The organism is Streptomyces sp. NPDC001393, assembly GCF_053597455.1.
The window spans coordinates 1-24,574 of sequence record NZ_JBSFIH010000032.1; the positions used below are offsets into that span (position 1 = coordinate 1).

Annotated in this window: 27 protein-coding genes; 16 read left to right on the forward strand and 11 right to left on the reverse strand. The window is 72.4% G+C overall.

The window, feature by feature from the left end:
• From ACWC2T_RS28940 to ACWC2T_RS28950, 3 genes are all read right to left on the reverse strand, one after another.
• The coding region (locus tag ACWC2T_RS28940) for a mannosyltransferase family protein (protein WP_450673371.1) at positions 1-700 on the reverse strand (700 nt) is incomplete at its 3' end.
• A gap of 116 nt (positions 701-816) precedes the next feature.
• Positions 817-2,538, reverse strand: coding sequence for an MFS transporter (locus ACWC2T_RS28945; RefSeq protein ID WP_450673284.1), 1,722 nt, complete (start codon positions 2,536-2,538; stop codon positions 817-819).
• Between the two features lie 56 nt (positions 2,539-2,594).
• A complete protein-coding gene (locus ACWC2T_RS28950) occupies positions 2,595-3,056 on the reverse strand; it encodes a MarR family winged helix-turn-helix transcriptional regulator (RefSeq protein ID WP_450673285.1) in 462 nt (153 codons plus the stop codon).
• 200 nt (positions 3,057-3,256) lie between these two features.
• Between ACWC2T_RS28950 and ACWC2T_RS28955 the strand changes: the two genes are divergently transcribed.
• Positions 3,257-3,925, forward strand: a complete 669-nt coding sequence (locus ACWC2T_RS28955; RefSeq protein WP_450673372.1) for a dienelactone hydrolase family protein — start codon at positions 3,257-3,259, stop codon at positions 3,923-3,925.
• Between the two features lie 57 nt (positions 3,926-3,982).
• Here the strand turns inward: ACWC2T_RS28955 and ACWC2T_RS28960 are convergent, their stop codons facing one another.
• Positions 3,983-4,369: a DUF2267 domain-containing protein gene (locus ACWC2T_RS28960; protein ID WP_450673286.1), complete on the reverse strand. Its 387-nt coding sequence runs from the start codon at positions 4,367-4,369 to the stop codon at positions 3,983-3,985.
• A 322-nt stretch (positions 4,370-4,691) separates the two neighbouring features.
• Here ACWC2T_RS28960 and ACWC2T_RS28965 point away from each other — a divergent pair, with 322 nt between their 5' ends.
• The 5 genes from ACWC2T_RS28965 to ACWC2T_RS28985 all read left to right on the forward strand — a co-directional run bounded on the left by ACWC2T_RS28965 (position 4,692) and on the right by ACWC2T_RS28985 (position 9,600).
• Positions 4,692-5,882 (forward strand): acyl-CoA dehydrogenase family protein, encoded by a 1,191-nt coding sequence (locus ACWC2T_RS28965; RefSeq protein ID WP_450673287.1) that lies wholly within the window; start codon positions 4,692-4,694, stop codon positions 5,880-5,882.
• Between the two features lie 175 nt (positions 5,883-6,057).
• The gene (locus ACWC2T_RS28970; protein ID WP_450673288.1) at positions 6,058-6,945 is read left to right on the forward strand and encodes an MBL fold metallo-hydrolase; all 888 of its coding nucleotides are present in this window, start codon (positions 6,058-6,060) and stop codon (positions 6,943-6,945) included.
• A gap of 51 nt (positions 6,946-6,996) precedes the next feature.
• Complete coding sequence (locus ACWC2T_RS28975; RefSeq protein ID WP_450673289.1) at positions 6,997-7,989, forward strand: NADPH:quinone reductase; 993 nt, start codon at positions 6,997-6,999, stop codon at positions 7,987-7,989.
• A 240-nt stretch (positions 7,990-8,229) separates the two neighbouring features.
• Entirely contained in the window at positions 8,230-9,219 is a 990-nt protein-coding gene (locus ACWC2T_RS28980) for a pirin family protein (protein WP_450673290.1), read from the forward strand.
• Positions 9,220-9,261: 42 nt separating this feature from the next.
• On the forward strand, positions 9,262-9,600 hold the full coding sequence (locus ACWC2T_RS28985; RefSeq protein WP_450673291.1) for a GNAT family N-acetyltransferase: 339 nt from the start codon (positions 9,262-9,264) through the stop codon (positions 9,598-9,600).
• 262 nt (positions 9,601-9,862) lie between these two features.
• Here ACWC2T_RS28985 and pcp read toward each other — a convergent pair whose 3' ends face one another.
• From pcp to ACWC2T_RS29000, 3 genes are read right to left on the reverse strand one after another with little or no spacing between them, the layout of a single operon-like run.
• Positions 9,863-10,513 (reverse strand): pyroglutamyl-peptidase I, encoded by a 651-nt coding sequence (gene pcp, locus ACWC2T_RS28990; protein ID WP_450673292.1) that lies wholly within the window; start codon positions 10,511-10,513, stop codon positions 9,863-9,865.
• A gap of 47 nt (positions 10,514-10,560) precedes the next feature.
• Positions 10,561-11,535 carry a DUF979 domain-containing protein gene (locus ACWC2T_RS28995; RefSeq protein WP_450673293.1) on the reverse strand — a complete coding sequence of 325 codons (975 nt, stop codon included), beginning with the start codon at positions 11,533-11,535 and terminating at the stop codon, positions 10,561-10,563.
• Positions 11,532-12,251, reverse strand: coding sequence for a DUF969 domain-containing protein (locus ACWC2T_RS29000; protein ID WP_450673294.1), 720 nt, complete (start codon positions 12,249-12,251; stop codon positions 11,532-11,534). The genes ACWC2T_RS28995 and ACWC2T_RS29000 overlap by 4 nt, the downstream gene beginning before the upstream one ends.
• A gap of 169 nt (positions 12,252-12,420) precedes the next feature.
• Here ACWC2T_RS29000 and ACWC2T_RS29005 point away from each other — a divergent pair, with 169 nt between their 5' ends.
• The 5 genes from ACWC2T_RS29005 to ACWC2T_RS29025 all read left to right on the forward strand — a co-directional run bounded on the left by ACWC2T_RS29005 (position 12,421) and on the right by ACWC2T_RS29025 (position 15,286).
• Positions 12,421-13,173 carry a LamB/YcsF family protein gene (locus ACWC2T_RS29005; protein ID WP_450673295.1) on the forward strand — a complete coding sequence of 251 codons (753 nt, stop codon included), beginning with the start codon at positions 12,421-12,423 and terminating at the stop codon, positions 13,171-13,173.
• Entirely contained in the window at positions 13,170-13,817 is a 648-nt protein-coding gene (locus ACWC2T_RS29010) for a 5-oxoprolinase subunit B family protein (protein WP_450673296.1), read from the forward strand. The genes ACWC2T_RS29005 and ACWC2T_RS29010 overlap by 4 nt, the downstream gene beginning before the upstream one ends.
• A complete protein-coding gene (locus tag ACWC2T_RS29015) occupies positions 13,814-14,671 on the forward strand; it encodes a 5-oxoprolinase subunit C family protein (protein ID WP_450673297.1) in 858 nt (285 codons plus the stop codon). The genes ACWC2T_RS29010 and ACWC2T_RS29015 overlap by 4 nt, the downstream gene beginning before the upstream one ends.
• A gap of 37 nt (positions 14,672-14,708) precedes the next feature.
• The gene (locus tag ACWC2T_RS29020; RefSeq protein ID WP_450673298.1) at positions 14,709-14,975 is read left to right on the forward strand and encodes a hypothetical protein; all 267 of its coding nucleotides are present in this window, start codon (positions 14,709-14,711) and stop codon (positions 14,973-14,975) included.
• Positions 14,976-15,127: 152 nt separating this feature from the next.
• On the forward strand, positions 15,128-15,286 hold the full coding sequence (locus ACWC2T_RS29025; RefSeq protein WP_450673299.1) for a hypothetical protein: 159 nt from the start codon (positions 15,128-15,130) through the stop codon (positions 15,284-15,286).
• Here the strand turns inward: ACWC2T_RS29025 and ACWC2T_RS29030 are convergent.
• Positions 15,270-16,241 carry an alpha/beta hydrolase gene (locus ACWC2T_RS29030; protein ID WP_450673300.1) on the reverse strand — a complete coding sequence of 324 codons (972 nt, stop codon included), beginning with the start codon at positions 16,239-16,241 and terminating at the stop codon, positions 15,270-15,272. The genes ACWC2T_RS29025 and ACWC2T_RS29030 overlap by 17 nt on opposite strands.
• Positions 16,242-16,303: 62 nt before the next feature.
• Positions 16,304-16,957 carry a M15 family metallopeptidase gene (locus ACWC2T_RS29035; RefSeq protein WP_450673301.1) on the reverse strand — a complete coding sequence of 218 codons (654 nt, stop codon included), beginning with the start codon at positions 16,955-16,957 and terminating at the stop codon, positions 16,304-16,306.
• Positions 16,958-17,064: 107 nt separating this feature from the next.
• Here ACWC2T_RS29035 and ACWC2T_RS29040 point away from each other — a divergent pair, with 107 nt between their 5' ends.
• On the forward strand, positions 17,065-17,628 hold the full coding sequence (locus ACWC2T_RS29040) for a hypothetical protein (RefSeq protein ID WP_450673302.1): 564 nt from the start codon (positions 17,065-17,067) through the stop codon (positions 17,626-17,628).
• A gap of 48 nt (positions 17,629-17,676) precedes the next feature.
• On the opposite strand, the gene ACWC2T_RS29045 is transcribed toward ACWC2T_RS29040, so the two are convergent.
• Entirely contained in the window at positions 17,677-18,585 is a 909-nt protein-coding gene (locus ACWC2T_RS29045; protein WP_450673303.1) for a hypothetical protein, read from the reverse strand.
• A gap of 196 nt (positions 18,586-18,781) precedes the next feature.
• Between ACWC2T_RS29045 and ACWC2T_RS29050 the strand changes: the two genes are divergently transcribed.
• Positions 18,782-20,191, forward strand: coding sequence for a hypothetical protein (locus tag ACWC2T_RS29050; RefSeq protein WP_450673304.1), 1,410 nt, complete (start codon positions 18,782-18,784; stop codon positions 20,189-20,191).
• Positions 20,192-20,251: 60 nt separating this feature from the next.
• On the opposite strand, the gene ACWC2T_RS29055 is transcribed toward ACWC2T_RS29050, so the two are convergent.
• Positions 20,252-20,731: an HIT family protein gene (locus tag ACWC2T_RS29055; RefSeq protein ID WP_450673305.1), complete on the reverse strand. Its 480-nt coding sequence runs from the start codon at positions 20,729-20,731 to the stop codon at positions 20,252-20,254.
• Between the two features lie 327 nt (positions 20,732-21,058).
• Between ACWC2T_RS29055 and ACWC2T_RS29060 the strand changes: the two genes are divergently transcribed.
• The 3 genes from ACWC2T_RS29060 (at position 21,059) to ACWC2T_RS29070 (ending at position 24,574) form a co-directional block, all read left to right on the forward strand.
• Positions 21,059-22,039 carry an asparaginase gene (locus ACWC2T_RS29060; protein WP_450673306.1) on the forward strand — a complete coding sequence of 327 codons (981 nt, stop codon included), beginning with the start codon at positions 21,059-21,061 and terminating at the stop codon, positions 22,037-22,039.
• 181 nt (positions 22,040-22,220) lie between these two features.
• Positions 22,221-23,207, forward strand: coding sequence for an ABC transporter ATP-binding protein (locus ACWC2T_RS29065; protein WP_450673307.1), 987 nt, complete (start codon positions 22,221-22,223; stop codon positions 23,205-23,207).
• Positions 23,204-24,574 carry an ABC transporter permease gene (locus ACWC2T_RS29070; RefSeq protein ID WP_450673308.1) on the forward strand — a complete coding sequence of 457 codons (1,371 nt, stop codon included), beginning with the start codon at positions 23,204-23,206 and terminating at the stop codon, positions 24,572-24,574. The genes ACWC2T_RS29065 and ACWC2T_RS29070 overlap by 4 nt, the downstream gene beginning before the upstream one ends.

Consider the following 24,574-nt stretch of genomic DNA (forward strand, 5'->3'; position numbering starts at 1 on the left):
CCCTTGCGGGCGGCGAATTCGATGTCGGCCGGGGTGAACAGCTCGCTGGCCCCGACCAGTTGGTCGAGGTCGACCCGGCCGCGGCGACCGCGATCCCGGTCGGCCGGGTGAGGCCCGCCAGCAGTGCCAGCGAGCCCGCGGCCGGCCAGCGGCGGCGCAGCACGGCGTACAGGGACCAGGCGGCGCACGCGGTGAAGAGCGGTTCCGTGTACGCCACGGTGAGGGCGACGGATTGCGGCACCACGGCCCACAGGGCTACGACGGCGGTCGCGACAGTCCGCCCGTGGAGGTGATGGACGATCGTGTAGATGCCGTAGACGGCGAGCAGCGCGCAACTCCAGGCGATCAGCAGCGCGGCCTGTCCGGCGGTCAGCGGGAGTAAGCCGCGCAGGGCCCGGATGAGGGCCGGATACAGCGGGAAGAAGGCCCAGTCGGTCTGGACCGCGCCCGTGCTGGTGATGTGCAGCTTGGTTCCGTAGCCGTGTTCGGCGATGTGCAGGTACCAGACCGAGTCCCACGCATGGACCAGGCTCTTGCCGAACGGGCGGCCGGCCAGTGCGTCGACCACGATCAGCAGGAGGACCCCGGTGAACCGGACGGCTGCGAACACGGCGAGGGCCCGGAGAACGCCCGGGGCACCCTGCACCCGACCGCGGCCGGTCTCACGAGGGCTGTCGGGCGGCCGCAGCGCGGGTGACATGCTCACCCTCCGACCATGAGCGGCCGCGCACACGAGCGCAATCCGGAACACACCGGAAGGGCGTGTCGCGTGCGCCCGGCGCGCCGCCCCGCACTCCGGCCCGCGGAGAGCGGACCTCAGGCCGCGGTCTCGCGCAGTTCCGCCAGGGCGGCCGGCGTCAGGCGCCGGCGGGTGTCGTCGGCGTCGACCAGGACGACCGTGCAGCGGGCACTGTGGGTGAGCGCCGTGGTGAGACTGCCGTCGGCGAACTGGGCGAGCGGACCACGCGGGGAGCGGCCGACCGCCACCGCGCGGGCACCCACGTGCGCCGCGTGCTGGGCCAGCGCACGGCCGGCGGCCGCGTGGTCACCGACGCTGCTGAGGATCTGACCGGTGGCGGCGATGCCTCGGCCCGCGAGCCGGTCCAGGTGGGCGACCACGGCGGCCCGGGCCTGTTCGACGGTCTCGGTCTCGACGGCCTGTTCCTCGACCACCGCCGTCTGCTGGACGTGGACGACCTCCAGCGGACTGCCGGTGTCCCGCGCGAGGCGGGCCGCCGCGTCGACGATGGCGGCGGCCCGGTCGTGCGCGCCCACCGCGACGATGACCGGCGGGGTGTCTACGGCGGCCAGGGCGCCGACGGGCGTCAGCGAGGGCGCCATGGGTTCGCTGTCACCGGTGTCCGTCTCGGCCCGGCGCAGCAGGCCGTGCCCACTGGCCAGGACGGGGACGGCCAGGACGAAGGTGGCGGCACCGAGGTAGAAGGGCACGCTCAGATCGGTGGCGTCGGCGAGCTTGCCGGCGGCGTACGGTGCCAGGCCGCCGCCGATGAAACGCAGGAAGCCGTACGCGGAGGAGGCCACGGGGCGCTCCACGGGGGAGACGAGCATGACGGCCTGCGTGGTGAGGGTGTTGTTGATGCCGATGAAGGCGCCGCTGACGATGACCGCGACGATGACGACGGCCGGTGTCCGCACGCCGGCGGCGATGACCGCCATCACGATGCCGAGGCCGACGAGGTTGACGTAGAGAACCGGAGCGGTGCCGAAGCGGGCCTGCAGGCGCGGGGCGAAGAAGACGCTGAAGGCGGCCACCAGCAGTCCCCAGCCGGTGAAGACGAGACCCAGCTCGTGGGCGCTCAGCTTCATCGGATAGGGGGCGTAGCCGAGCATGGTGAAGAAGCCCCAGTTGTAGAGCAGGGCCATGAGGCCCATGGTCAGCAGACCGCGGTGGCGCAGCGCCTTGAGCGGGGCCATGGGAGAGGTGGGCCGGGTGGGCTTGGGTAGTGACGGTACGAAGGCGAGGGTCGCGACGAGGGCTATGCCCATCAGGACGGCGACGCCGAAGAACGGGCCGCGCCAGCTGATCGCGCCCAACTCGCCTCCCAGCAGCGGCCCTACGGCGATACCGAGGCCCAGGGCGGTCTCGTAGAGGATGATCGCGCCGCCGAAGCCGCCGCTCGCCGAGGCGACGATGACCGCGAGCGAGGTGGCGATGAAGAGGGCGTTGCCCAGGCCCCAGCCGGCGCGGAAGCCGACGATGCCGTCGATGGAGTCCGTGGAGCCGGCCAGCGCGGCGAAGACCACGATGACGGCCAGGCCGATGACCAGGGTGCGCTTGGCGCCGAACCGGCTGGAGAACCAGCCGACGACCAGCATCGCCACCGCGGTGACGATCAGATAGCTGCTGAACAGCAGCGAGACCTGGCTGGGCGAGGCGTGCAGGCTCTGGGCGAGGGCGGGCAGGATCGGGTCGACCAGGCCGATGCCCATGAACGAGATCACGCAGGCGAACGCCACGGCCCAGACAGCCCTGGGCTGCCGGAACGGGCTGGCGGTCCTTCCTTGCGGTGCGCTCATGACCGCTTCAACTCCAGTTCTCTCCGGGGAGGTTGGGTACAAGGGGACGGACAGGTTCAGGAACGCGCCGGGCGGTCCTGGATCACCCGGGCCAGCGCGGGCAGCGCGATCGCCACGGCGTGCCGCTCCGGCTCGGTCAGCTCCTCGACGAGCTGTTCCAGGGCGTCGGCGCGTTCGGCCCGCCGTTGCCGGAAGACCTCCAGACCCGTGTCGGTCGCCTCCACCAGCACCCCGCGGCCGTCGGTGCGGTCGGCGGTGCGCCGCACCAGTCCGGCTCGCTCCATGCGGGTGACGAGCTGGGTCATGTTGGGCTGGGAGGCGTTCTCGGCGCGGGCCAGTTCGGTCAGCCGCTGCGGGCCTTCGCGCCCCAGCCGGCTGAGCGCGGACGAGGCCGCGGTGCTCAGGCCGCCGGTGGTGGCGCTGCGGCGCACGTACCGGACGATCTCCTCCACGGCGAGCATCAGATGCTCGGCAGATACGTCCACGGGGCGGGCAGAGGCCATGACCTGCTTGTGCATAACGCCATTATGTAGATAGATGTAGTACGCATCAAGTGTGTCGGGTCGCCGCACCCGCCGGCCCCGTTCCTCCAGCCGGCAGGGAGTTTTGTGTGAAAAGACATGACATGTATCGCTTCGATATGGTGGACGCGAGGGATCCCGGATCCTCGTGATCCGCGGTGATCCGATGGTCGGCAGGCGTGGAAGAAGTGATGCCGATGATCTCCGACATGGTTCTGGTTCCCACCAGCGACGCCACACTCTCCGGTGACCTCGTGGTCCCGACGGCGGCGCGGGCCGTGGTGCTCTTCGCGCACGGCAGCGGCAGTTCCCGGCACAGTCCGCGCAACCGGATGGTGGCCGCCGAACTGCGCACCGCCGGGTTCGGCACGCTGCTGATGGACCTGCTCAGCGAACGGGAGGAACGGCACGACGCGCTGACCGGCGAGCACCGCTTCGACATTCCGCTCCTCGGCCGACGGCTCGTGGCCGCGATCGACTGGCTGGACACACAGCCCGACGCCCGCGGCCTTCCCGTGGTCCTGTTCGGCGCCAGCACGGGCGCCGCCGCGGCGCTGGTGGCCGCGGCCCAGCGCCCCGACCGGGTGCTGACCGTGGTCTCGCGAGGCGGCCGGCCCGACCTGGCGGGCGACGCCCTGGGCCAGGTGCGGGCCCCGGTGCTGCTCATCGTCGGCGGCATGGACCCGCAGGTGCAGGAGCTGAACGAGGAGGCGGCCAGGTATGTGCGGGCGCCGCATGCCCTCCACGTCGTTCCCGGGGCGACCCACTTGTTCGGGGAACCCGGCGCCCTGGAGGAGGTCGCCGCGGTGGCCCGGCAGTGGTGCGACGAACGACTGACCGAGCAGACCGTGCAGCAGGGCGAGTGACCGCTCGCGCGGACAGCGCTGACGCGGGGCTGTCCGCGAAGTCGCCCGTCAGCTCGGTCAGCTCGGACTCGGCCTGCCGAAGAACTCGGCGTAGCGGTCCGGCAGGCAGGACAGGAGGTGGTCGAGCTGCCGGGTGGGCACCGCGTCGGCCACCGTGGACAGGACGGCGTCCGCGTCCCACTCGGCCGTGCGGGGCCGGGCGCCGGTCTGCATGGACACCCGCCGAAGGAACTCGTCACAGTCGAACGTCTCGGGCCGCCCTCGGTCCAGATGCAGGGCCTCGTCCAGCGGGGAGGGCAACCGAGCAGCCAGATCGTCGGCCTCTTCCGGGGCGATCCGGGTCGCGAGCACCCACAGGACCGCCTCGCAGACGTGCTCGGCCTCCTCGCGGCTGCGGTACTCGCCCCGGTCGCGGACCTGGGCCAGGAATTCTTCCAATTGCACGGCGGCCTCCCACTGTCGTCGCAGGCCATCACGGCGAGCCGCACCCTCCCCGTCCGCCGCGGCCGGATCCGGAGCGGCCGACGGACACGGGTGATGTCGTCATTGTAGGTTCGCCGGTCACAGGCCGGGAGGAACCGGAGGAAGGTCTCGACATCGGCTCCGACCAGTCGGGTGCCAGGTGCGAACATGGCCCGGCGGGGCCGAGCAGGTGCGGGGGAAGTGAAGCCGGTCGGGTGATTGACGGGCCGGTCCCGGCCTGGGTGCCGCCTGCCGCGCGCTTGGCCGGAGAGACTGCGGCCATCCCAACGGAGGTGGCGAACATATGCTCAGCGACAGCACAGCGACGATCCTTGCCGAGAGGCCGGGCGTGGCGGCGGTGGTCGCCGGGGCTCCGCGCGTGGCGCAGATCGCGGCGCGGTGCAGCGGCGAGACGGAGGCCGACCGGTGCCTTGCGCCCGAGGTGGTCGAGGCTGTGCGGGAGGCCGGCTTCGCCCGGCACTTCGTGCCCGCGGCCTTCGGCGGCACGGAAGGCCGGTTCGTGGACATGACCTCGGCGGTGGCCCTCGTCGGCGAGGGCTGCGCCTCGGCTGCCTGGGCGGCCTCGCTGTCCGCCTACGCGGCCCGGTACGGCGCGTACCTGCCCCCGGAGGGACAGGCGGTGATCTGGGGCGACGGGCCGGACGCCCTCATGGCGGGCGCGCTCATGCCGGCCGGGAAGGCCGAGCCCGTCTCCGGTGGCTGGCGGCTCAGCGGCGAATGGAAGTACATCAGCGGGGTGCGCTTCGCCGACTGGGTCTTCGCCTGCTCCGCCGTACCCGGCGTGGTGGGCCCGGACGGGCGGGGCGAGGTGCGGTTCTTCGCGGTGCCGCAGGCCGACATCACCGTCAAGGACACCTGGTTCACGCTGGGCATGCGCGGGACCGGCAGCGACACCATGGTCCTGGACGACGTCTTCGTACCCGAACATCTGACCCTGTCGAGGTTCGACATCAACGCGGGCCGGGCGACCGCCTCCGAGGCCCGCTGCCACACGGTCCCCGTGAACGCGGTGAACGCGCTGCCGCTCGCCGTGCCCGTGGTGGGTGCCGCGCGGGGTGCCGTGCGGACCGCGGCCGAGCAGAACCTCCGGCGGGCCGACCGGCGGGGCGCCCCGCTGCGCGAGAAGCCGTCGGTGCAGATCGACCTGGCGCGCTCGGCCGCCGAGGTGGACGCCGCCGAACTCCTCGTCCAGCGGGCCGCTCGGGTCGCCGACGGCATCGAGGAGACCAGGGAGGGCGAGGCGGCGGTCCGCGGTCCGCGGGACCTCGCGCTGGCGGTCGAGTTGTCGGTGTCGGCGGTCGAACGGCTCTTCCGCGGCACCGGGACGACGGGCCACTTCGAGGCCGACCCGGTCCAGCGGTTCTGGCGCGACGTCAACACCGCCGCGTCCCACGTGATCTTCTCCTTCGAGACCACCGGGACGGCGTACGGGGCCTGGGCACTCGGCGTGGAGAGCTCGGAGCCGAGGCGCTGACCCGGCCGGCCTTCTACGCGCCTGCCTCACTCGGTCCTGCCACTTCGTGAAGCGGTACTTCAGGCGGGTGGCCATGGGGGGTTTCGACCACCCGCCCTTCCCCAATCCGCTCGGCGTCGGATACCCCTGGAGGGCGAGAGGCCGGTCGACGGACACGATGCGGAGGGAACGGGCCATGAGCGGTGAACGGTTCGAGGACGGCTGGTACGTGGACGAGCGGTGCACCAACTGCGATGTCGCCAGGCAACTCGCGCCCGGCCTGATCGGTGAGGTCGACGGGCGCTCGGCGGTGCTGCGGCAGCCGCGGGACGGGGCCGAGGCGCGGCAACTCCACGCAGCCGCCCAGGCCTGCCCCACCCGCTCCGTCCGCCCCCCGGGAGGGCGGCTGGAGGCGGGCCTGGACCCCTTCCCGATGGCCCTGGACGACACCGTTCACCTGTGTGGACACAACTCCACGCACACCGCGGGAGCCAACTCCTACCTGTTACGCCGCCCCGACGGCACCGCGATGATGGTGGACACCCCGCGCTGGAGCACCGCACTGGCGGCGCGCTACGAGAGGCTCGCCCCCGTCACCGACGTACTGCTCACCCATCGCGACCACGCCGCGCACGGCCGCCGCTACGCCGACCGCTTCGGCGCGCGGCTGTGGATCCACGAGGGCGACCTCGATGCCGCCCCGGACGCCGACCGCGTCCTGCGGGGCACCGACCCGGTGGAGATCGCCGAAGGCGTGATCGCCCACCCCCTGCCCGGCCACACTCGGGGCAGCGTGCTCTTCCTCGCCGACGACCGGTACTGCTTCAGCGGCGACAGCTTCTACTGGTCGCGCACCACCGGGGACATCGAGGTGGCCGAGAGCGTCACCTGGTACGACATCCGGGAGCTGGCCGCCTCCTTGGCGCGCACCGCCGGCCGACTGCGCTTCGAGTGGCTGCTGCCGGGCCATGGCGACCGCCGGCACCTGCCCGCCGACGAGATGGCTCGGCGCCTGCGAGGGCTGACGGGCCGGACCCGTGAACTGCGGCCCCGGCCCGTCGATTTCACAGCGGTGCGCTGGTGACGGCCCGGTCCGGCTGAGGTTTCCGGGGCGGAGGTGGAAACATGGGGTGCCATGCGTGCCGCGTACATCGAGGAGCTCGGTTCCGCCGACGTCATCCGGTTCGGCGAGATCGCCGCGCCCCGTCCCGGCCCCACCGACGTGGTGGTGGACGTCCTGGCCACCGCGGTCAACCCGGTGGACACGTTCGTGCGGTCGGGGCGCTTCCCCACGCAGGTCGACTTTCCCTTCGTCGTGGGCCGTGATCTGGTCGGCACGGTCGCCGCGGCGGGCCCCGGTGCCGGCGGCTTCCGTACGGGGGAGCGGGTGTGGTGCAACAGCCTCGGGCACGGGGGGAGGCAGGGTGCGGCAGCGGAGCAGGCGGTGGTGGCGGCCGACCGGCTGTACCACCTGCCCGAGGGAGTCGATCCGTACGCGGCGGTGGCCGCGTTCCACCCGGCGGCGACCGCCTATCTGGCGCTGTTCGTCCATGGGCGGCTCCGCGTGGGTGAGACCGTGCTGGTCGCGGGCGCCGCGGGCAACGTGGGCAGCGCCTTGGTGACGATGGCGGTGGGGGCCGGCGCCCGCGTCCTCGCCACGGCCGGCGCGCGGGACGCACGGTACTGCGCGGAGCTGGGCGCGTGCGAGGTGTTCGACTACCGGGATCCGGAACTCACCGAGAAGATCCGCAGCGCGGCGCCGTCGGGGCTCGACCTGTACGTCGACACAGCGGGCGTCAACGACCTGGAGACGACGGTCGACCTGCTCGCCCGCAGGGGCCGCGTGGTGCTGCTGGCCGGCGCCCGGACCCGCCCCGTGCTGCCCGCCGGGGCGCTGTACATGAACGACCGTTCCATCGTGGGGTTCGTGATCTCCCACGCGACACCGGACGAACTCGCGGAAGCCGCTGTGTACATCAACGACCTGCTCGGCCGGGGTGCTCTGCGCCCGCGCAGCATCGAGGTCTTCCCCCTCGGCGCGGCCGCCGACGTGCACGCCCGGATGGAGCGGGGCGAACTGCACGGACGGCGGGCTGTCCTGCGTACGGAGCTCACCTCCGCCGGCTGACCTCCCCGGTCGTCTGCCGATCGGTTGATGTGCCGCAGCAGTGCCACGACCTCGGCGGGAGGGGAAGCGCCCGTCCACGAAGGCCGTACCGGGCGGTTTCCGCCAGAACGCGTAGGTTGGTCAGAGTTACAGATGTGTGGATGAGCCAGGGGTCGGTATCGGCGGAGATCGCGTGCCGGCGGGCTACGATCATGGCATGATAGTTGAACATAGAACTATTTCTTCGGGAGGCGGTCCACGGTGAGCAACGTCGAAACGAAACCCGCGGAACTGCGGTGCGGCGGTGTGGTGGACGGCGAGCGGCCGGCCGAGACGGCCCGGGTCGACGTCCTGACCCCGCGCGATGTGCCCCTCGGCGGCCCCCGGGCGATGACCGTACGGCGGACCCTGCCGCAGCGGGCCCGGACCCTGATCGGCGCCTGGTGCTTCGCCGACCACTACGGCCCCGACGATGTCTCGGTGACGGGCGGCATGAACGTCGCCCCGCATCCCCACACCGGGCTGCAGACCGTGAGCTGGCTGTTCACCGGAGAGATCGAGCATCGGGACAGCATGGGCAACCACGCCCTGGTCCGGCCCGGCGAGCTGAACCTCATGACCGGCGGATACGGCATCAGCCACTCCGAGGTCTCCACCCCGCGGACCACCGTCCTGCACGGTGTGCAGCTGTGGGTGGCGCTGCCACAGGAACACCGCAACACCGAACGGGACTTCCAGCACTACGCGCCCGAACCCGTGCTGACCGAGGGGGCCGAGACCAGGGTGTTCCTCGGCTCCCTCGCCGGCAGCGTCTCCCCGGTGACGACCTTCACACCCCTGCTCGGCGCGGAGATCCTCCTCCGGCCACGCGCGACCCTCACGCTCGCCGTGGACCCGGACTTCGAGCACGGCCTTCTGGTCGACCAGGGAGAGGTGCGCCTGGCCGGCACCTCGGTGGGCCCCTCGGAGCTGGGCCATCTCCCCCCGGGCCGCGACACGTTGACGCTGACGAACGAGTCGGACGACGTCGCCCGCACGGTACTGCTCGGCGGAACCCCGTTCGAGGAGGAAATCGTCATGTGGTGGAACTTCATCGGGCGCAGCCACGAGGACATCGCCCAGGCCCGGGAGGACTGGCAGAACGCCTCCGATCGCTTCGGCGTCGTCGAGGGGTATCCGGGAGATCGTCTCCCCGCTCCCGCACTCCCGAACGCCGTCATCACACCGCGCAGGAATCCACCGCGCCACTGACCCGTCCCACCCGTGCACCGGCCCCCATCCGAAAGGCATCCCATGAGCCAGCCCTCCGCCGCTCCGACCGTCGAGCGCAATGACGCCGAGAACCGGTACGAAATCCTCGTCGACGGCGAGCGCGCCGGACTGACCGCGTACCGCGACCGCGGTGAACAGCGCGTCTTCTACCACACCGAGGTCGACGACGCCTTCGCCGGACGGGGGCTCGCCGCCCGGCTGGTCAAGGAGGCGCTCAGCGACGTGCGCGAGTCCGGCAAGCGGATCGTGCCCGTCTGCCCGTATGTAGCCAAGTTCCTGAACAAGCACGAGGAGTTCGCCGACATCACCGACCCCGTCACCCCGGACGTCCTGCACTGGCTGGACTCCGCACTGGCCTGATCGCGGCCCTGAGAGCGGTCCCGTTGGTGCTGTCGCCGGTGACCGCCGTACGCTCGGCTCTCAGAGCGGTCCCGTCCCCCGGCGGAAGCGGCGCCTTCGCGGCGGCCGCTGGTCGGCCACACCGCCCACCGTCAGCCGGACACGCCGCCGCCCTCCGTCAGTTGGACCTGCCGCCGCCCGCCGCCCGCCGCCCGCCGTCAGCCCGGCACGTCGGCCGGGGCGGGACGCCGGGCGGAGCCGGGCGCGTGGGCGGGGAGCGGTGTCAGTGGGTGGCTCCCTCGGTGACCTTCAGGTCGTGCCCCGCCGGGGTGCCGGCGGCGGTGACCAGCAGGGCGCGCAGTCCGTGGGCGACCGTGGTGGGTTCCAGAGCCGGGGCCGAGCCGTCGGTGACCTGCTCCGGGGCCCAGGGCACATGCACGAAACCGCCGCGGGCGTGCGGGAACTCGGTGGCGATCAGGTGGCCGAGGCCGTAGGCGACGTGGTTGCAGACGAACGTGCCGGCTGTGTTGGAGACCGCGGCCGGTACGCCTGCCGCGCGCAGGGCGGCGACGCAGGCCTTGAGGGGAAGGGTGGAGAAGTACGCGGCGGGGCCGCCCGGGACCACGGGTTCGTCGATGGGCTGGTTGCCCGCGTTGTCGGGGATGCGCGCGTCGTCGACGTTGATGCCGACGCGTTCGACGGTGACGCCGGGGCGGCCGCCCGCCTGGCCCAGACACAGGACCAGGTCGGGCGTGGACGCGCGGATGGCGTCGCGCAGTGTGTCGAGGGACTTGCCGAAGACACAGGGGAGTTCGGCGGCGGTGACCGTGAGTCCGGCGGGCGGCTCGGCGGCCACCAGACAGGCCGCCCGCCAGGACGGGTTGACCTCCTGACCGTCGAAGGGGGCGAAGCCGGTGACGAGCACGCGGGTCATGGCACTTCCTTCCCGGGAGGCGAGGGGGGCGGAGCTCGGCACGCCACTCAGAACGCGAACAGCGCCATGATCGTGGTGGCGCACACCAGGAGCGGGACGGCGGTCGGGATCTGGGCCTTGATGGGGCCGTACTGGTCCTTCAGTTCGAGCAGGGTCGCCGGGACGATGTTGTAGTTGGCGGCCATCGGAGTGCACAGCGTGCCGGAGAAGCCGGCCAGCATGCCGATCGCGAGGATCGCCGGCGGATGGCCGTGCATCTGCTGGATGAGGACGGGCCAGCCGATCGCCGCGGTCATCACGGGGAACGCGGCGAACGCGTTGCCCATGACCACGGTGAACAGGAACATGCCCACGCAGTACGCGACGACGGCCAGGTACTTCGAGTGGTCCGGCAGCACGTCGTGCACGATCCTGCCCACCTGGGTGCCGACCCCGGCCAGCGCGAAGATCGAGCCCAGTACGGCGAGGAGCTGGGGCAGCAGCAGGGCGGAGCCCATCGCCTCCAGCATCGAGCGCCCGGCGTGGAGCGGCACCGACAGCCTCCGCTCGCCGGTGACCAGCATGCCGACGACCAGGGCGACAAGGCAGCCGACGCCGAGCCCGAGCAGGGTGGCCTTGCCGGTCTCGAACAGGCCGGACTTGTCGAGGAAGGAGGCGCAGACGATGGCGACGAGCGGGATCGTCAGGGCGGGGACGAAGATCCTGCTGCCGAGCCGGGCGGCGGAGGCCTCGCGTTCCTCGCTGGTGCCGGTGACCGGGACGCCCTTGCCGAGGAAGTTGAATCCGGCGAGCACGATCAGGACGAGGACCGCGATGCCGAGCGGTTCGGCGGGCAGGGTCCAGCCGCCGTTCTTCGCGGTGGCGTCGGCGACGCCGGTGCCGTAGGGGAAGGTGAGCCCGAGCAGGCCCCAGAACGCGGCGGTCGTCCAACGCCGGGGGTTGCTGCGGTCGGCGGCCATCTGCGCGGCCATGACGACGAAGACGAGGCCCACCAGCCAGTAGAGCCATTCGACCTTGATCACTTGTTGCTCTCCTTCGGCAGCGACAGATCGTGTTCGGCGGTGGCGAGTGCCATCTCCCGGTGAAGCTGCCGGTCCAGGAGCAGCAGGCGGGCGCCGTGGACGAGGAAGGCACAGGCGGCGACGGGGATCGCCCACAGGGCGAGCTGGGTCGGCTCGAGGTTCTGGTGGTACGTCGAGTTGACGAAGCCGGTGATCAGCAGGATGGAGCCGATCGCGATGAAGCAGTCCTCGCCGAAGAAGAGGCCCACGGTGTCGGCGGACGCGGCGTAGGAGCGCACCTTCTCCCGCAGGCGCTCCGGCAGCGCCCCGCCCGTCGAGCGCTCGGCGGCGGCCTCGGCCATGGGCGCGACGAGCGGCCGTACCGTCTGTGCGGGACCGCCGATGCTGGTGAGGCCGAAGGCCGCGGTGATCTGGCGGGCCAGCAGGTAGACGGTGAGGAACCGGCCGGCGCTGAGCCCGGCGAGCCGGCCGATGAGTCTGCGGGCCTGTTCGCGCAGGCCGTAGCGCTCCAGGAGGCCGATCACGGGGAGGACCACGGCGAAGACGGTGACCGAGCGGCTGTCGGCGAAGGACCGGCCGAAGGCCGCGAGGACCTCCGCCGGGTTCATTCCGCCGATCAGTCCGGTGAAGACACCGGCGACGCCCACCACGAGGACGGTGTTGCGGCGTGTGACGAATCCGAGGATCACCACGACGACGCCGAGAAGAACGATCATGCGGTGGCCTTAGGCGTGAGCGGGCGGGACGCCCGAGCGGCGCGGATCCGGAGGCCCGGATCCGTGAGGGATGCCCGGGACCCTAGGGGATCGTTCAACGATCGAACAAGGGGGCGTTCGGTAAATCAATCCCTTGTCGGATCGTTCAACAATCGATTACGTTCTGGCTGTGATCGACCTCAACGCAGATCTCGGTGAAGGCTTCGGCCGCTGGACCCTCACCGACGACGACGCCCTGCTCTCCGTCGTGACCAGCGCCAACGTCGCCTGCAGCTTCCACGCGGGCGACCCGGCGGTGATGCGCCGCGTCTGCGACCTCGCCGCCGAACGCGGGGTGCGGATCGGGGCTCAGGTGTCCTACCGCGACCTTGCCGGATTCGGCCGCCGGGCCATGGACGTACCCGCCGACGAACTGGCCGCCGAGACGGCCTACCAGATCGGGGCATTGCGGGTCTTCGCACAGGCCGCCGGGGCCGAGGTGGCCTACGTCAAGCCGCACGGCGCGCTGTACAACCGCACCGTGCACGACGCCGAGCAGGCCGCGGCCGTGGTCGAGGGCGTGAAACTGGCGGGCGGCGCGCTGTCCGTGCTCGGCCTGCCGGGCTCGGAGCTGCTCGCCGCGGCCGGGGACGCGGGCCTCACCGCCGTACCGGAGGCCTTCGCCGACCGCGCCTACACCGCTGCGGGCACGCTCGTGTCGCGGCGCGAGACGAACGCCGTGGTGACCGACGAGGACGTGGTGGTCCGGCGCGCGCTGGGGTTCGCGGTGGACGGTGCGGTCGAGGCCGTGGACGGTACGACGGTCGTGGTGACCGCCCGCTCCCTGTGTGTGCACGGCGACACCCCGGGCGCCGCCCGGATCGCGGCGCGGGTGCGCACGGCTCTGGAGGCGGCCGGGATCGAGGTCGGGGCGTTCGCATGACGGAGAGCCGGTCTCTGCAGGTGCGCCTCGCCGGGCGGCACGCGGTGCTCGTCGAGCTGCCGGACGCCGAGCACACCGACGCCTTCCACGCCGAACTCCTGCGGCGGCGGGCGGCTGGCACCCTGCCGCCCGTCACGGACATCGTGCCGGGCGCGCGGACCGTCCTCCTGGACGGTGTCGCACACCCGGAGGAGCTGGCCCGGCGCATCCCCCACTGGGACGTGCCGGCGCGGGCCGCCGACGACAGGGGAGTCGTGGAGATCCCCGTACGGTACGACGGCCCCGACCTGGCCCGGGTGGCCGCCCTGTGGGGCGTCGCCGTGCACGAGGTCGCCACCCGGCACTCCTCCCACACCTTCCGCGTCGCCTTCTGCGGCTTCGCCCCCGGCTTCGGCTACCTCACCGGCCTGCCCGCACACCTGCACGTGCCGCGCCGTGACACACCGCGCACCCGCGTCCCGGCCGGCGCGGTCGCGCTCGCCGGCCCCTACAGCGCGGTGTACCCGCGCGCCACCCCCGGCGGCTGGCAGCTGATCGGCACCATGCCGGACCCCGAACCGCTGTGGGACCTCAGCCGGGCGGAACCCGCCCTCCTCACGCCGGGAACGCGCGTCCGGTTCGTGGCAGAGGACGGCACATCATGACCGGCAGACTCACCGTCGTGCGCTCCGGCGCCCTCACCACGGTCCAGGACAGCGGCCGGCGTGGCCATGCCCACCTGGGCGTTCCCCGCTCCGGCGCCCTGGACGCCGGAGCCATGACACTGGCCAACCTGCTGCTCGGCAACGCGCCCGGCGCCGCCGTCCTGGAGGCCACGCTGACCGGCTGCGCCCTGCGTCCCGACCGCGCCGTGACCGTCGTGGTCGGCGGCGCGCCGTGCCCGGTGAAGGTCGACGGCAGGCCGGCCGCCTGGGGCGTGCCCGTGCGGGTGCCCGCGGGCGCCGTCCTGGACGTGGGCGCGGTGACCGCGGGCGTGCGCTCGTACGTCGCCGTCGCCGGCGGCATCGCCGTCGAGCCGGTCCTCGGCAGCCGTTCCACGGACCTGCTCTCCGGACTCGGCCCCGCGCCGGTGCGCGACGGGGACGTCCTCCCGCTGGGCGCTGCCGCCCGGCAGCCGGTGCCGCCCGACAGTGCTCCCTGGCCCGCGCCGCCGACCGAACTGACCCTCCCGCTGCGGCTCGGCCCCCGCGCCGACTGGTTCACCCCCGGCGCGCTGCGCACCCTCACCTCGGCGACGTACCGCGTGTCGCAGCGCAGCAACCGCATCGGCCTGCGCACCGAAGGGCCGGAGCTGGACCGCGTGTCGGCCGGTGAGCTGCCGAGCGAGGGCATGGTCCTCGGCGCCGTGCAGGTGCCCCCCGACGGGCGCCCGGTGGTGTTCCTGCACGACCACCCGACCACGGGGGGCTACCCGGTGATCGGTGTCGTCGCCGAGCCCGCCCTGGCGGCCGCCGCGCAGGCCGCGGCCGGCACGCCGATCCGCTTCACCCCGGGCTGACCGGCCCCCGCGGCGTTCCGCCGCGCCCGGTGCCGGCGTGCCGGGCGTTCGGCGGTGGGTGATCCTGGGGGACCGCGTGGCCGGGCGGATGCTGCTGATCCCGGCGGCCCTGGATCCCGGAGCGGACACGCCGACCGGGCGGACTCCGCTGATGGATCCGGTGCGCGTGGGCCCTGTCGCCGAGCCGACCGGCGCCCCGCGCCTGTACTACGCGACCGTGTCCTGGCTCGACTCGCTGATGACCGACCTGACACGGATCGCACACTGCGGCCCGGAGCCCGGACAGGGCCCGCACACGCCATGACCGTGCCGAGACGGCGCTGCGCGGCCGCCCTTCGAGCAGCATCCCCGAGGCCGTGGTGGAGAAGGTCACCACCAAGGCGGGACACCCGGACGGGCGCCGTCCTGTCCCTGCTCCACCGTGCCGGTCCACGGCCGCGCGCCTGGCTGGGCGCCGTGCTGACCGGGGGCCTGGCGATGACGCTCGCCGACGCGCCGACAGCCGGCCTGGACATCAGCTACCCGTGCACCTGGTCGCCCGTCGACGGGGCCTCGGACGCGATCTGGCACCTCGCCTACGGCCTGGTCACCTACGGGGTCATCGCATGCGCGTGAGGATGCGCCGCAGCCAGCGGGTACGGGCGGCGCGGGCGTCCTGGCTGAGTGCCGCCCGTGGCGCGAAGGTGTCGAAGCCGTGGCAGGCGCCGGGCCACACGTGCAGTTCGGCCCGGCCGCCGGCCCGCCAGATTGCCTGGGCGTACGCCACCGTCTCGTCCCGCAGGGTCTCGGCCGACCCGACCTCGACATAGGCCGGAGGCAGCCCGGACAGATCTCTCGCGCGGGCGGGAGCCGCGTAGGGCGGCAGGTTCGCGGTGCCGTACCGGTCACCCAGCACCGCCTGCCACGCGGTCGCGTTGGAGGTCCGGTCCCAGGTGTCGACGCCGGCCAACTGATGGCTGGAGACGGTGTCGTTGCGGTCGTCGAGCATCGGGGACAGGAGCAGTTGCCCGATCGGGACGGGTCCGCCCCGGTCACGGGTGAGCAGGGCGAGTGCGGCGGCGAGTCCACCGCCGGCGCTCTTTCCCCCGACGACGACACGCTCGGCGTCGATGCCCAGCTCCGCCGCGTGCCCGGCCACCCCGACGAGCCCCGCGTAACAGTCCTCCACCGCCGCGGGGTACCGCGCCTCGGGTGCCAGCCGGTACTCGACGGAGACGATGGCCAACTCCAGGGGCGCGGCCCACTCGCGCAGGAGCCGCGGCAGCACGGACCACGCGTTGCCCGTGATCATTCCGCCGCCGTGCAGGTAGTACAGGAGAGGCAGCGGCCCGGTGATTCCGGCGAGCCGTGCGCTCACGAGCGTGACGTCCGGGCCGCCCGGCGGCCCCGGCACCCGCAGCTCCTCCACCTCGAAGCGGCCGTCGGCCCGCAGCTCACCGACCGTCGGCCTGGGGCGCGTTGCAGCATCCCGTTCCCGCCGGGCCGCAAGGTTCTCCGGGGTGATCGGCTCCCGCGCCGCGGCTCCCGACCGGGCCAGTGCCTCGGCCAGTTCGGGATCCAACGGGGGCACGAGGCGGCCCCGTGCACCACGTGCCCGGCTCGGGCCGGCGGGCGGGTCGGCCGCGGCACGGCTCATCCGAGTTCCCGCGGGCCGTACAAGGCAGAGCCGGCTTGGGTGGTGAGCGCCCAGTAGCGGTCGCCGTAGGACCAATGCCACCATTCCGTGGGGTAGTTGACGAGGCCGACGGCACCCAGCGCGGCACCGAGCACCCGCCGGTTGGTCCGCGCCTCCGGGCCGATCGTGGCGGCGTCCGTGTAACAGGCGCCGTCACTCTCCTCCGGGTCGGCGTTCACCCGCGTTCCCATGTCGAGTTCGCGCCCGTCGGGGCCGACGAGCGTGAGGTCCACCGCGGCGCCCGCGCTGTGCGGGGCGATCTCCGGCGGCGACACAAACCGGCTCGCGGCCTCGCGCAGCCGCTCTGGCGACCAGTCCGGGTGAGCGGCCCGCAGCGTGCCGGCGTACCGATCGAAGTACTCGCGCTGCAGCGCGGGCGGCCGGTACCCCTCGACAAGCAGCAGACGCAGGCCGTCCGGGAGGAGTTGCTGCGCCCTGAGGAGACGGATCAGAACCCCTTCCCGCAGATGCGCGAACGCCCCGGACGGTTCCGCCCTGCGCGCATCCACGGCGAGGGAATCCCGCAGCCGGACGTCGACGAGCGGTTCGCCGCAGTCGGTCACGGGGACGGCCGCGACCCTGGGATCCGCCATCAGCACGATCTCGTTCATGCACTGATCCTCTCCGGCCGGCCGTTCAGCAGCGGCCGTCTTGCACGGCCTTGGCCTGAAGCCGTTGGTCCTGGTAGTCATGGCCTGTGCGATTCGAGAGTGTTCCCATGCCGGCGGCGGTCGAGGCACGGCCCCGCGACGCTCGTGGGTATCCGGTGCCGGCGATCACCCCCTGGGAAGGTGAGGAGCCCCAGTTCGCGCTGACCGACTACGACCGCAGCGCCGCGTGCGCGCGCAACCGTCTGTGCTCGGTGTGCAACCAGGGCATGCCGCAGGGGCCGGTGTGGCGTGTGGTGGGGGCCGCGGAGAGCGCGGCGATCGGGGAGGCGCTGGCCGCCCGGCGCCCCTATCGCAATCTCGCGCCCACCCTCGAAGGACCGGGGCACCGGGCGTGCATGCTGTACGCCTCGATGGTGTGCCCGTATCTGGCCCGGCCCAACGCCCGGCGCGGCATGTCGGCGGCGGAGCCGGACGACATGACCTCGCACGTGGTGCGGGGCGCCGTCCGGGGCGCGCTGGGCGCGGTGGTGGGGTTCGGCGAGTACGAGTACGCCGTCACCGGCAGCCGGGTGCTCTTCCGGTTCCTCGACGTCGTCGAGTTCCTGCCGCACGACACCGCCGACGCGCACCTGGACGAACTGCGGGCCGAGCTCGCCCGGACCGCGAAGTGACCCGCGCTCCCCGGCCCAAACGCGCCCGGCCCGACCTCTCGTACGGCGTCAGGGGCGGTACGCCGCCAGGCCGGTCGTCGAGGTGACCTTCGTCGGACGACCCGTGCCGTCGGCCGGCAGGGTCACCGTGCCGGACGGGGTGCGCACCGCGAGGGTCTTGCCGTCGGGGGACCAGGCCGGCTCGGTGTAGTCGGTCGTGGCGTGCGGCGTGAGGTCCTTGATGTGGTTGCCGTGCATGAAGTCCTCCACGAGCACGTGGTCGTGGCCGGCGACCGAGCGCACGAAGACGACCTCCTCCTCGTTCGGGGACAGGGCCGGCTCGGAGCCCTTGGTGAGCTTGCTGCCCTGCTGGCGCAGGTAGTCGTCGCGGATGTAGACCGTGCCGTCGTGGTCGTTGGCGTACACTGCGGTGCCGTAGTGGCCGGCCGCGTTCGGCCAGACGTTGCCGGTCTGCGGCAGGGCACCGCCCGGACCCGGTTCGCCGTACAGGGACAGCGTCTTGGGCGTGCCCCCCACGGACTTGGCGGAGATGTACTTCAGCCGCGACACACCGCCCGCGCGCGCCGCGAAGATGAGGTTGTCCTTGGCGGGGATGCCGTTCTGGGTGTCCTTCGCGGCCACCTGCCAGGTCGGGTGGGACCAGTTCTGGTTGCCGGGGTTCTTGGCGACGACCACGCGCCCGCTGCCGTCGGGGTTGGCGATGTCCAGGTTGCCGGAGCCGTCCACGAAGGCGGCCTTCTTGCCGTCCGGAGACCAGGCGAGGTCCCGGACCGGCACGCCGAAGTTCACCTTGTGGCCGCCGATCAGCACGTACTTGGTGCCGTTGCTGACGGTCAGGGTGCCGTGCGAGGCGGTGGGCGCGGCCGAGGCGGCGCCGGAGGCGCCCAGCAGTGCGGTGCCGGTGACGGCTGCGGCCACGGCGATGGCGGCCGCCATGGTGCGGGTACGGGTGGTCATGGCTGAATTCCCCCAGGAACAAGGACTGGTCAGGTCGTTCGGTGTAGCCGAGCCTGACAGGTTCTGATCTTCGAATTGTCCGTTCGGTGTCACAGGGGCGTAACACAGGGGATAAGGTCCGGCTGATCGTTCAGTTGACCGTTCAGCCGATCGTTCAGTCGATCGTCGTGAAACTCCTTCCGACCAAAGGACATAGATGAGACGAAGATCCCTCACCGGGACGGCCGCAGCGCTCATATCCACTGCTGGGCTCGCCGCCGCGCTGCTGGGCACCGCCCCGGCCGGCGCCGTCACCGGCCGGCCGGTGATCACCCTCGACAGTCCCGTGCCGGTGGCCCTGCCGGCCGCGCCCGCCACGGCGGACGTGTCCTTCACCTTTCAGACAAAGGCCAAGAACCTTCAGGCGTACGACGCCACGCTGACCGTGGACGCCCGGGGCCTGTCGAAGATCGCCAAGGTGACCTTCTCGGACAACTGCACGGCCAAGGGCCTGGTGGCCACGTGCTCGGAGATGTTCCAGTCCGACTCCTCGCCCACCACCCACATGGGGTCCGAGACCCGGCTGACCCTGACCCCGCTGAAGGGCGCCGCGCTCGGTGCCACGGGCACGTACAAGGTCACCGGCAGGTCCGCGCACGCGCAGATCGTGGGCGGCACCGGCAGGGTCGAGGTGGGAGGTCCCTCCTTCGGCCTCGCCGAGCTCACCGACCACACCGGCCTGAAGGTCGGCAGCACCGTCAGCGAACCGGTCCGGTTCACCAACGTGGGCAACCGGCCGGCCAAGGGTGTCCAGACCGTCCTGGCCGCCTCACCCGGCCTGGACTTCGCCGACCACCACGCGAACTGCAAGTACGCGTACAACGGCACGATCCACTTCGCGGAGTGCTACCCCAAGGGCGCGATCAACATCGGAGAGACGGCCGCCCTGGCCGCACCGGTGCGTCTGCGGGTGAACTCCGCCGCGCTGTTCACGTACCTGGACACGATGACCGCGCCGCTCGGTCAGCCGGGCTGGCCGGACGACCAGGGCCTCAAGTGGACCTGGGGCAAGGGGGCCGGTCTCGAGCTGAAGGTGATCAAGGCGGGCCGGACGTCCTCGGCCCCGGCCGGTTCCGTCTCCTTGCCGCAGTCCGACAACACCACCGACTACCGGATCACCTCCCTCCAGGCCCACAACACCGCCGACTTCGGGGTCACCGGAGCGAGCGCGCGGGCCGGGCAGGGCGAGAAGGCGGCCTTCGCCTTCCACCTGTCTGCCAACGGCCCGGCCACCCTGTACGACCGCAGCGGCGGTGAGGGTGTGCCCACCGCCTGGGTGACGCCGCCGTCCGGCACCACCGTCGTCGGTCACTCGGCCAACTGCAGGCCGTGGCAGGACAACAACGCGACGGCCAAGGACCACGGCCCGTATGTCTGCGGCCCGCCCGGCATCGTCCTGCCCAAGGGGCAGGTCACCGACTTCAGCCTGACCCTCCGGGTGGACGACGTCGTCACGCATGCCAAGGGCGGCGTCCAGCTGGTCTGGGGCCCGGATCCGGCGCACTCCAGACGGCCGGCTTTCGACCCGAACGGCCGCAACGACTCCGCGACGCTCACGCTGAACTGAGTCCGCGAGCCGTGCGCCGATGCCGAGCCCCTTCCTGCCCGGCATCGGCGCGCACACCCGTCAGGCACTGGAGCCGAGGCGGTCCAGCTCACTTCCGATCGCATCCCGCAGCGCGTCGTGCCGCCGGCCGAGCCGGAACCGCTCGTCCCGCCACCGCTCCGGCGGATACAGCCATACGGGCTTCCCGACCGCCTCGGGCGGCTCCCACCCGAACCGAGGCCAGACGTGAGCGTGCAGGAACGGGTCCGTGTTGCCGAGAATCTCCAGGTTCACCCTGAGGAAGGCGGGGTCCAGCCGCCGGCAGGCCCGTTCGACGGCCTCTCCGAGCCGGTCCAGGTCGGACAGGAACGCCAGCCGCTTGGCCTTCGGCAGGTCGGACAGCCGGTGCACACCCGGCTCGTCCACCAGGAGGACCGAGTATCCGGGCAGGAACTGCACGTCGCCGATCACCGCGAACCCCGCCCGAAGCCGCCGTAGCACCGTGGGGTTCTCGCCCCGCAGCGCAGCCCCGATCCGATCCGTGCGCCAGTCATGACTCATGGCCCCAACCTAGATGGCGCGGTCGAGGTCCTGCGGGTGCAGCGGGCGACTGTCGCCTGCACGCGGGTGGCGTTCATGGCCTGCGGGCTGCTCGACCCGTCCGCCGTGACCGACCGGCCAGGTCCATTTCTCGGACTTCGTACCGACGGGAAAGCCGGTCACGCCCGGTGCGACGGCGCGCACAGCGGAGCGTCATGCCGACTGCCTGCGGTGGGCGACTCGGGCCCGGGTACGGTGCGGAGCGACCCGCTCATCGGCCGGCCCATCCGGCGATCCCGGGACGGCCGGGCGGGTCCGAGCCGATTCCCGTCCGGAAGGTGACCGCCGATGTCCGAGCCCACCCTCACCACCCCCGTCGCGAGCACGTCGAGCGCCCCGGTCCTCGCCGAGGTCGTCCGCTCCGGATTCGTCGAGGGGCGGCACCGGGGCAGCGTGGTGGTGCTCGCCGCGGACGGCACGGTGGAGTGGGCGGTGGGTGACGTGACCTCCCCCGTCTTCCCACGTTCCGCCAACAAGCCCATGCAGGCGGCGGGCGTGCTGCGGGCCGGCCTCGACCTCGGGGGAGAACGGCTGGCCCTGGCCGCCGCGAGTCATTCCGGCGAGGCGTTCTATCGCGACCTGGTGCGCGCGATGCTCGACGAGCACGGGTTGTCCCCAGAGCACCTTCAGTGCCCGCCCGCCCTCCCGCTGGACCAGAAGGAGCTGGAGGCCTGCCTGGCGGTCGGCGGCCGGCGTGAGCGCGTGGCCATGAACTGCTCCGGCAAACACACGGCGATGCTGGCGGCCGCCGCGCTGCGGGGCTGGCCGCTGGACTCCTACCTCGACCCGGACCATCCGCTCCAGCGCGTCATCCGCGCGGTCGTGGAGGAGACGGCGGGTGAACGGGTGGCCGCCGTCGGTGTGGACGGCTGCGGGGCGCCGCTGATGGCGATCAGCCTGACCGGCCTCGCCCGCGCCTTCCGCTCCTTCGTCGTCGCCGCACCTGGTACACCCGAACGCCGGGTCGCCGACGCCATGCGGGCCCACCCCGAGTACGTCGCCGGCACCCGCCGTCACGACACCTGGCTCATGCGGGACATACCGGGCGCCCTGTCAAAGGTCGGCGCCGAAGCCGTGCAGGCCCTGGCCCTGGCCGACGGTCGTTCCCTGGCCCTGAAGGTCGAGGACGGTGGAGTCCGGGCCCTGGGCCCCGTCCTGGCCCGTGCGTTGCGCCGGATGGGGGTGACGGCACCCGTCGTGGACCGCGTCGGCCGTACGCCGGTGCTGGGTGGCGGGGAGGAGGTGGGGGAGGTGTGCGCGGTGTTCTGACGTCGCCCTGCATCACTGACGTACAGTCAGGCTGCCTGTAAACCCGAGGAGTTGAGGAATCTACCGGTTATCGGCGCGGCGCATGCCTGTTTTCTTCCGTTCCCTGAGCGTTCAACTGGCGATTCCTGTGAGTGTGGTGTCCTCTCCTTAGGGTCCTTGAGGCTTTCGAAAGAAGGGGCTCATGGACTCACTCCTCGCGATCCGGGCGCGCGGGATCACCAAGTGTTTCGGCGATGTCGTCGCACTCGACGGCATCGGTCTGGATGTGGCGCAGGGACAGATCCACGGCCTGGTCGGACCGAACGGTGCCGGCAAGACGACGCTTCTCGGGCTCCTGCTCGGCCTGGCCGTGGCCGACAGCGGCCGACTCGAGATCCTCGGTGCGCCGGTGGGCAGGAGGTTCGCCGCTCCCGACGGCGTCGCCGGGTTCGTGGACGGGCCGGGGCTCTACCCCTCGCTCACCGCCCGGCAGAATCTCGGTGCGCTCGCCGCACTGCGCGGCCGGGACGCGCGCACGGCGGGCATCGACGACGTACTCGACCAGGTCGGGCTCACCGATGTCGCCGACGATAAGATCCGCGGCTTCTCCCTGGGCATGCGGCAACGGCTCGGGCTCGCCGCCGCCTTGCTCACCGAGCCCCGGCTGCTCGTGCTCGACGAGCCGTCCAACGGCCTCGACCCGGCCGGGAAGAAGCACGTGCACGGCGTCCTCGCCCGGCTCGCCGCCGGGGGGACGAGCGTCGTGCTGTCGAGCCACCGCATGGACGACCTCGAGGCGCTGTGTTCCGACGTCACCATCCTCGCCACCGGACGGGTCGTGTTCTCCGGGCCGCTGAACAAGCTGGCCGCCGAGAACCGTGAACTCGACTACCGATTGCTCACCTCCGACCCGCAGACCGCCCGCGGGCTGGCTGCCGGCATGCCCGGCGTCCGTCTCGTCGACGAGGCCGCGGGACGTCACGGGGCCGACGGGCTCGTCGTACGCGCCCTGGTGCCGGCCCTCGACGAACTGGTGGTGCGGCTCGTGCAGTCGGGCATCGCCCTGCGCGAACTCGCCCCCGTGGTGTCCCCGCTCGAGGCCGCGTTCCTGGCCCTCACCGAGCAGCAGCAGAACACCGGCACCCGGCCGCGGGTGACCGATGCCCAGCCGCAGGAGGCCGGCCGATGACCGCGACCGCAACCGTCGCCGCCACCACCCCCACTACCGGCACCGACCGCGTCTCCGTGGCCCGCGCCTACCGCTTCGAACTCGTCAAGCTCGTCTCGCAATGGCGGATCCGCCTGCTGGTCCTCGCCTGCTGGATCGCGCCGGCGCTCTTCGTCGCCGGGGTGAGCCAGCAGAGCACCCTCCCTGCCGACACCCTCTTCGGCCGCTGGATGCTCGCCACGGGTTGGGCCGGACCCCTGGTGATCCTCGGCTTCTCGGGCACCTGGGCACTGCCGCTGCTGACGTCCGTCGTCGCCGGTGACGTCTTCGCCTCCGAGGACCGGCTCGGCACCTGGCGTCACCTGCTCGTGGCGATCCGCTCGCCTCGCCGGATCTTCGTGGCGAAGGCGCTGGCCAGTGCCACCGTGATCCTGCTGCTCGTGGCCGGGCTGGCCGGCTCGAGTACCGTCGGCGGCCTCGCGGCGGTCGGCAACCACCCGCTGGTCGGCCTCGACGGCCATCTGCTGGCCCCGGGGGACGCCGCCGGCAAGGTGCTGCTCGCCTGGGCCTGTGTGCTCGCCCCGACGCTGGCTCTGGCCGGGATCGGCCTCCTCGGGTCCGTCGTGCTGGGGCGGTCCCCGATGGGCCTGCTGCTCCCGGCGGTCGTCGCGCTCGCGATGCAGCTCGCCCAGATGCTGCCGCTCCCCGTCGCCGTACGACTCGCGCTGCCCAGCTGGGCGTTCATCGCCTGGAACGGGCTGTTCACCAGCCCGGCACAACTCGGCCCGTTGATCATCGGCATCGTCGTCAGCCTGGTGTGGGCGGTCGTCGCGACGGCGCTGGCCTGTCTGCTCTTCCTGCGGCGCGACTTCTCCAACCCGACCGACGACGGCTCGGGCCGCCGCGCGGTCACCGCCGGACTCCTTCCGCTCGCCGGGCTCGTCGCCGTCACGGTCGCCGTGGTCGCGGCGGTGACCGGGGCGAGCACCGGCTCCGGGATCCAGCAGGACAAGGTTCAGCGTTCGCTCGCCACTGCCTTCGCGCACCTGTACCGGATGCAGACCGCACAGCTCAACCGGCCGGCCGTCACCGAGGCACAGCTGAAGTCAACGGCCGCCTGCACCAAGGGCGGCGTCGCGGACGGCGCGGAGGGCGCCGGCAACGACTGGCGCTGCGTCGTCTCCTGGCATCTGCCCGGCACCCAGACCGCAGGGCAGGCCGTCTACCAGCTCGACATCACCGCGGACGGGCGGTTCGTGGCCGACGGCGACGGACCGAAGGAAGTGAACGGCTACTTCCTGGTGCGGACTTCGACCGGAGACGCACCCAACCCCCTCTGGCAGTTCGACGGCAGCGTCGGACTTCTCTCCACCTCCCCGAAGGGATGA